Source organism: Kitasatospora sp. NPDC085879 (assembly GCF_040686255.1).
Classification (GTDB): domain Bacteria; phylum Actinomycetota; class Actinomycetes; order Streptomycetales; family Streptomycetaceae; genus Kitasatospora.
This window is the reverse complement of record NZ_JBFBJZ010000063.1, coordinates 38,060-44,708: the sequence shown is the minus strand read 5'-3', so window position 1 is coordinate 44,708 and position 6,649 is coordinate 38,060. Positions and strand designations below refer to the sequence as shown.

The 6,649-nt window shown below is 70.3% G+C and carries 6 protein-coding genes; 3 read left to right on the top strand and 3 right to left on the bottom strand.

All coding sequences use genetic code 11. The features are described from left to right. Nucleotides 1-519: 519 nt before the first annotated feature. Together AB0P35_RS33465 and AB0P35_RS33460 are read right to left on the bottom strand one after the other, a co-directional pair. Nucleotides 520-771 carry a hypothetical protein gene (locus tag AB0P35_RS33465; RefSeq protein WP_363518428.1) on the bottom strand — a complete coding sequence of 84 codons (252 nt, stop codon included), beginning with the start codon at nucleotides 769-771 and terminating at the stop codon, nucleotides 520-522. Beyond that, on the bottom strand, nucleotides 768-1,118 hold the full coding sequence (locus AB0P35_RS33460) for a hypothetical protein (RefSeq protein ID WP_363518426.1): 351 nt from the start codon (nucleotides 1,116-1,118) through the stop codon (nucleotides 768-770). Before AB0P35_RS33460 ends, AB0P35_RS33465 begins: the two co-directional genes overlap by 4 nt. A gap of 233 nt (nucleotides 1,119-1,351) precedes the next feature. On the opposite strand from AB0P35_RS33460, the gene AB0P35_RS33455 reads away from it, so the two are divergent. The 3 genes from AB0P35_RS33455 (at nucleotide 1,352) to AB0P35_RS33445 (ending at nucleotide 4,766) form a co-directional block, all read left to right on the top strand. Further along, nucleotides 1,352-1,855 (top strand): Imm21 family immunity protein, encoded by a 504-nt coding sequence (locus AB0P35_RS33455; protein WP_363518424.1) that lies wholly within the window; start codon nucleotides 1,352-1,354, stop codon nucleotides 1,853-1,855. Nucleotides 1,856-1,935: 80 nt separating this feature from the next. Beyond that, complete coding sequence (locus tag AB0P35_RS33450) at nucleotides 1,936-4,530, top strand: Helicase associated domain protein (protein ID WP_363518422.1); 2,595 nt, start codon at nucleotides 1,936-1,938, stop codon at nucleotides 4,528-4,530. Beyond that, the gene (locus AB0P35_RS33445) at nucleotides 4,527-4,766 is read left to right on the top strand and encodes a hypothetical protein (protein ID WP_363518420.1); all 240 of its coding nucleotides are present in this window, start codon (nucleotides 4,527-4,529) and stop codon (nucleotides 4,764-4,766) included. The genes AB0P35_RS33450 and AB0P35_RS33445 overlap by 4 nt, the downstream gene beginning before the upstream one ends. Before the next feature lie 415 nt (nucleotides 4,767-5,181). On the opposite strand, the gene AB0P35_RS33440 is transcribed toward AB0P35_RS33445, so the two are convergent. Continuing rightward, a complete protein-coding gene (locus AB0P35_RS33440) occupies nucleotides 5,182-6,648 on the bottom strand; it encodes an SAVED domain-containing protein (protein ID WP_363518418.1) in 1,467 nt (488 codons plus the stop codon). Between the last annotated feature and the right edge of the window lies 1 nt (nucleotide 6,649).

Below are 6,649 nucleotides of genomic sequence, written 5' to 3'. Positions count from 1 at the left end.
CCCCCGGGGGGGGGGGGGCGGCCCCGCCCGGGGTGTCGGGGGCCTTCCTTTGGGCCCGCCCGGCCCGGCTTCGCCGGGGCCTGGTCGGTCCGCTTCGCTCCCCTCTCGGGGCCGCTCCGCTTCGCTCCGACGGCCCCCGGTGGCTGAGCCCTGCTCATAGGTGTGAGCTGGGCTCTTGGCTGAGGTGGAGTAGGGCTGGCTAGGAGGACGGGGTGGCCCGGGGTGGTTGGGTTGACTGCCCGTCGGGGCCGGGCCGGAACGGCGGCCCCGACGATCCCTGGACCGGCCGGTCGTCCCACGCACTGCTCCGCCGGGTCTGCCCGGGCCACCCATCCCAACATGTATCAACTGTCGACCGTCAGGTGATCCCGCCGCAAAGCCCCTCCCCATCCGGCCGGAAAATCGGCAGACCGATCCGGGAAACCCAGGATGGGGCGGTATCAGAAGCCTGGCGCAAGCATATCCCGCCGCAGCCTCCGTGCTCACCCGGCGCCGGGCAGAAATTCCACTTGAATCCAGCTAAAGGGACTGGATTCGCAGAATATAAACGCGTTCGTCACGCGGGACAATCATGTACCAGAAAATACCGTCTTCGATGTCGGCGGACTTCATTCCCTCGCCGGGCCCCTGGTACGTGGTGCCGTCCAGGTAGAGCGCTGCGGCGGCGCGGACGATCTCGTCGGCCTTCTTCTCGACCTGGGCTACGAAGGCGAGGGGTGCCCCTTCGGCGACGGTGTCTTCGTCGGGGTTGTACTCCCAGTCCCAGGTCACCCGCGCACCGCCTCGGCAGCGGCGCCCACGATGGCGCCGGCGAGCGCGGCCTGCCGCCGACGCTCTTCCCGGCTCTCGGCGTGATGGGCCAGGTACTCGGCGCGGTGCAGCTCGGCAAGCGTCTCTGGGTGGCGCGCGATCTCGACGTCCACAGCCCACTTCACCGTGAAGCGCAGCAGGGGTTTGAGGCTCTGGTGCTCGACCGCTTCGGTCATGGCGCGGGCCTGGTCGGCGGTCATCTCGGTCAGCCGGTGCGGAAGGAGGGCCGCGACGGCCTCGTACAGGGCCAGGGGCGTCTGGGCGGGCCTGGGGATCAGCTCGGGGCCGTGGATCGGCTGAGCGCTCATCGGTGCCTCCTTCTCGGTACCTAGGACACCGTACGGCAGCGCCCTGTCACCGCTGTCGCTGTCGCTGTGTCTGACCAGGCTCGTCCCCACCTCCAATCCGGCAGACGGTGTAGCACGGCACCGGCGGGCATCCGGCGCAGCCATACGAAGGGAGTGGTGTGCGAGTGCGGTACCTGGGCCCGTCGTCGGCCTGCAGGATCACGCTCGTCGGCTGTTCTGTGTAGGTTGCGCGCATGGTCATGTACGGGGAGCCGGGAGCGGTCTCGTGGGTGGAGTCTGGGGGAGGGCCGCTCGTCGTGGTCCCGGAAGCCGTGCTGGGGGCGTGGTCGGGATCGGCCGGGGACGACTATGACAGGGCCTGTGCTGTTGAGGGCTTCATCGGCCTGATCGAGGTTGGGTCGGCCCAAGCCCTGGTGTTGGGGGACGAGCCGGCCTCGACGGCGTATCTGTCGGTGCAGAACGTGTTCGTGCGCTGGTCCGCGGCGGAGTCCGAGGAGGCCATGCTCGGCAGCGTGGACACAGCGATGCGTGCCGCGTTGTGGGAGAGCGAGCTGCTCTGGCAAGTGCCAGGGCCGGTCGTGCTCTTCGACTCGGTCTGGACGGGTGCCGAGTGCCACCATCAAGATCACGTACGGGTGGCTTTGGAGGCTGGGCCATATGTCGTGCGCGCTGCCTATGTCGAACCCGACCCCGAGACCTGGCTCACCCTGGTCCAGCTGCGCCCCCTTCAGGCATGATGCGGCAGCCCATTCAGCCAGGAGACGATCAGGCAGCGCTCGAGAAGACTGCACCCATGAGTGAGGAGAGGGGCGGTCTCGTGGACGCCGTGATGCCGGGCCTGACGGCCGTTCGGAGTGCCTCCGGTGTCTCGCTGCGGGGGCATCAGGAGGAGGCGCTGGAGGCCATCGTGCGAGGCCTGACGCCCCGTCCTGGCAGGCCGGTGCCGCCGGGTGGTCTGCGGGTCACGGTGCAGATGGCCACCGGCTCCGGGAAGTCGTTCGTCGGGGCGGCGGCGGGCCAGAAGCTGGCGCCGCACGGCACTGTCCTGGTGGTGGTGCCGACGCTGGACCTGCTGGTGCAGATGATCGGCTCGTGGCGTGCCGCCGGCCGGTCCGGGGAGATGTACGCCATCTGCTCGTTGGTCGACTCCGAGCTGCCGGCCGGGGTGAGGGCGACGACCAGTGCGTTGATGATCGGCATGTGGCTGGACCAGGCGGCCGCCCGGCGGCGGCCGGTGACGCTGTTCGCCACGTACGCCTCGGTCGGGGCCGTGGCGGATGCCTATGCCTACTGGGCCGAGCAGCGGGGTGAGGTGCTGGCGCCGCTGGCCCTGATGTGCTGCGACGAGGCCCACCGGTCCTCGGGCAGCGTCGAGAAGAGCTGGACAATCGTCCACGAGCAGGCCGAGATCCCCGCCGAGCGCCGGCTCTACATGACCGCCACCCCGCGAATCTGGGCACCGCCGAGCGCGGCCATGAGGCGGCGTGAGGACGCCCGCCAGCCGCTCCCGGAGGAGCTCGCGGTGTCCATGGACGACCAGCGGATCTACGGGCCGCAGGTGTTCACTCTGGGCCTCGCGGAGGCCATCGACCGCAAGCTCCTCGCGCCGTTCGAGGTCGTGGTCCTGGAACTGCGCGAGCCGCGTGCCGACCGCACCGGGGCCGAGCGGCAGGGCGTGCCGTTCGGCCCCGGTGTCGGCGAGGCCGAGGACGGGAGCGGGGACGAGGTGCCGGCCGCGCACCTCGCCGCGATCCAGGCCGGCCTGATCAAGACCGTCGTCGAGCGGGACCTGCAGCGGTGCATCACCTTCCACAACCGCACCCTGGAGGCCCGCTACTTCTCCGAGACGCTGAACCAGACCGTCGAGAAACTGCACCTCGACAACCCGCAGAAATACCCGGACGAAATGTGGGCGCAGTGGCTTTCCGGTGAGCACGACGTGGATTTCCGCAAGGACGTCATTCGCGACTTCGGGCGGGGCGAGGAGGACGATGGCCTCAGGCACCGGATCGTGTCCCAGTGCCGTATTCTCGGCGAGGGCGTGGACATTCCGAATGCAGACTCGGTGGTACTAAACGGCCGGGTCAGCATGGTGGATATCGTCCAGGCCATCGGCCGGGCCCTGCGAATCCAGCCCGGCGAGGGCAAGACGGCAAGCCTTATCGTGCCAATTTTCCTGGCGCACGGAGAGGAACCCGGGGACATTCTGGAGTCGGACAGCTACGGACCCTTGGTCCGTATTTTGTCTGCTCTGAGGTCTCACGACGAGCGCGTGGTGGAGGCCCTGGCGGTGCCTCAGCAGTCCGGCCGGCGCACGAAGGGGCGCAGCGCTGAGGCTGTCATTTTGCCTGGTGAGGGTGGGTCAGGTGAGGGTTGGTCGGGTGCGTTCACGTTGCCGGTGCGGTTCCGGACGCCGGTGGACGAGAATGTGCTGGCGCTGTTCATCGCGTCCCGGGTGTTGAAGGGTGAGAATCAGTACTGGCGGGAGGGTATTAACCACGCCAGGCGCTGGTTCCAGGAGACGGGTGGCCTTGACGTTCCTTATTCAGAATTGGTGGGGAAGGAGGGGAATTTCCCGCTTGGCAAGTGGGTGTCGGACAGGAGGTCGGAGCATGCTGCGGGTGAATTGGCGCGTCATCGGGTGGAGATGCTGGATGCGCTGGGGATGATCTGGTCGGTGTCGGATGCGCGGTTCGAGGCCGGCCTGGCCTGGGCGCGGGTCTGGGCGAAGGAGCACGGTGGCAGCTTGGCGGCGCCGGCGCGGGCGTCTGTCGGCGGGTACGCGATCGGCACCTGGTTGTCAGAACTGCGGGCAGCGGCACAGGTGCCCGCGGGCGAGCCGGGGGCGTTGGCGCCGGAGCGGCGCCGCGCGTTGGAGGAGATCGACCCGTGGTGGTGCCCCACCTGGCCGATCGTCTGGCAGCGCGCCTACGCGGTGGCGCGGATGTGGTGGCTGGAGTCCGACGGCCGCGTGGACTGGGCGCAGCTGCCGGAGGAGACGGTGTTCGAGGGCGAGCAGCTCGGCCGCTGGGTCGTGGCGCAGCGGGCCGGCTTTCCCGGGCTGGAGCAGGATCAGCAGGACCTGCTGGCGGCGATCGACATTGAGGCCGATGCCGAGCTGGTGGCGGCGAAGGCCGCGGCGGAGGCGAAGCCGAAGGTGTCCCGCGCGGACCGCTTCGCCCAGGGTCTGGCGGCGCTGGCCGCGTTCGTCGAGCGGGAGGGCCACGCGAAGGTGCCCCGCCCGCACCGCGAGCCGCTCGAGGTCGTGGTGGCCGGCCCCGGCGGCGAGGAAAGCGTCGAGGTCGTGCACATCGGGCTCGGCGCGTTCATGAACAACACGAAGGCCAGGCGGGCGAAGCTGAGCGCGGGGCAGCTCGCGCAGCTCGCTGAGCACGGCGTGGAGTGGGCATGAGCAGCCCCGGGATGGGCCCGGTGGGAGTGCACTGCGGGGACGTCGACTGCCACGGCGGGCACCTCCTCCCGGAGCCCTGGGACGCCACCCAGCGGCGAGCCGTACGTCGCGACCCCTGCATCGACAAGGGCATGCCCCGGGTCGACCGGCGGCTGGTGTTCCGGCGGTCCGATCCCGACGAGCGTGCCGGGGACGCGTACAGCGACGACTACCTCGGCCCGCCGCTCGACTGGTAGGCCCGGCGTCCCAGCCCGGCCAGCCGGTCGGCGATAGGCTGGCGCAGCCCTGAGAAAGCACCGGAAGCCGCCGCCCAACGCACGGGTGGCGGCTTCTCGGGTGTGGGGCATGGCCCGTGCCCGCGCGGGCCCGGCGTTCGTCAGTCGATAGTGCGGGGCCGCCGGTCCTTCACCACCGGCGGCCCCTGGCGACCCACAATCCTGCTCCACCTCGACGCTACGCGTCGACCACACGCGTGGCGACCCGGCCCCACTGGCCGGGAGCGCGGGGCGGCCGACCGCCCCGGGCGGTGCTGCCATGACCATCCGGCCCGTGGGGGGTGTACGGGCCGGACGGTGTGGAGCAGGTGCGCCGCGCACCCTGGTCGGGGCGCACGCCAGGCCTAACGACACGGGCCCCGCGGGGGCACGCGCGTCATGCCTGGATGGTGAATGCGGGTTCGTAGCCAGGGTTGAGATCCTCGTACACCACGGTCTGGCGCAGCCGGTTCCATCGGTGGCCGAGGAGCAGTGCGAGGCCTCGTGGAGCGGCGAGGAAGAGGTGGAGGCGCCGCACGGGGCGGGCTTGGCGGCGCAGGTGGTCGCGGATTCCGACGGCGAGGGCGTTGGCGGCCGAGCCGTCGGGGACGGACTTGTCCTTGGCGTCGCCGCCGGGCGGGTTGTAGACGAGGAGCTTGGAGACGGGCAGGTTCTGGTCGCGCAGGTAGTCCAGTACGTCCTCGGTCGGGTCGGTGGCGATGGCGATGGCCACCGCAAGCTCGTCGCCCTGGTTGACCTGGTGCTCCGCTACGTCGGGGACCAGGGCGGTGTCGTACGGGTCAGTGGTGGACCACAGCTGGGGGCCCTGGATGATGGCGAGGTCGGTGCCGGTGACCATGCGGAAGGTGGTGCCGACCAGGAAGGCCGGGGCAAGGCGGAAGCTGCCGGTGACCGAGATGGCGGTACTGCCGACGGGGAGCCGTCCGGGCGCGGCCTCGATGTCGGCCTGGAGCTGCGCCCAGGTGTTTGGGGTGATCGGGTGGCGCTTGTCGAAGTCGGAGTCGCCGTCGAAGCGGTCGACCCAGTCGAGGGTGTGGTCGGCGTCGGGGGCCAGCGGGTCGGGCTTGAGCGTGGCGATCGACAGCACGGCCCTAGCGGGGCCGGCCTTCAGACCGAGGTCGGCGACGGCGGATTCGACCATCTCCAGGGTGAGCTCACGTCGGCCCTCGCGGACCATCTTGGCGACCCAGTTGGCCCCCTCTTCGACGGCCCGCTGGTCGTGGCGAAGTCCGGTGACGGCCATCAGCAGTCCGAGGTGCTCCTGGTAGCGGACCATGTCCTGGGCCAGGTCGAAGCGCAGCGTCGACAGCAGCTCGAGGAGCTCGGCCTCGGTCAGGCCGACGGCATCGGCCCAGCGGGCCCGGGCCAGGCCGAGCTTCGAGCGGGGTCCGCCGGTGGCTGCCTTGGGCATCAGGAGTCCGGTGCGGGCGTCGCGTACGGGCACCAGCTCGTCGGACGGGTCCGGGGCGCGGTTGGTGGCGAGGACCAGGTCGGCGCTGTCGCCGTCGGCGGTCAGCTGCCGCCACGCGAGGGCGATCTTCTTGAGGACCGACTTGCCGCCGTCCTTGCTGGGCTTGGTGAGGTACTCCTCGTTGACCGGGGTAGAGCTGTCTACGGTGTACTTGAGCTGCTTGTAGGTGCTCGGCGGAGTGCCGCGCAGCAGGACGACGTCGTCGACGTTGCCAACGCCCTCGTATTCCACGCCGACCGCCTGGACCGGGTTGGGCACGCGGGCGGCGTTCTCCCGCAGGAGAGTCACGCAGGCCTCCCACACGGCGAGGTACTGGTAGTAGTCGCCGGTGGTCCTCACGCTGGTGGCGCTGGGGGCAGGCAGCGGCTCCATC

Bases quoted from the DNA above. Each gene is read 5' to 3' on its own strand.
- AB0P35_RS33460 (WP_363518426.1), bottom strand. From the start codon at position 1,118: ATGAGCGCTCAGCCGATCCACGGCCCCGAGCTGATCCCCAGGCCCGCC.
- AB0P35_RS33455 (WP_363518424.1), top strand. From the start codon at position 1,352: ATGGTCATGTACGGGGAGCCGGGAGCGGTCTCGTGGGTGGAGTCTGGG.
- AB0P35_RS33445 (WP_363518420.1), top strand. From the start codon at position 4,527: ATGAGCAGCCCCGGGATGGGCCCGGTGGGAGTGCACTGCGGGGACGTC.
- AB0P35_RS33440 (WP_363518418.1), bottom strand. From the start codon at position 6,648: ATGGAGCCGCTGCCTGCCCCCAGCGCCACCAGCGTGAGGACCACCGGC.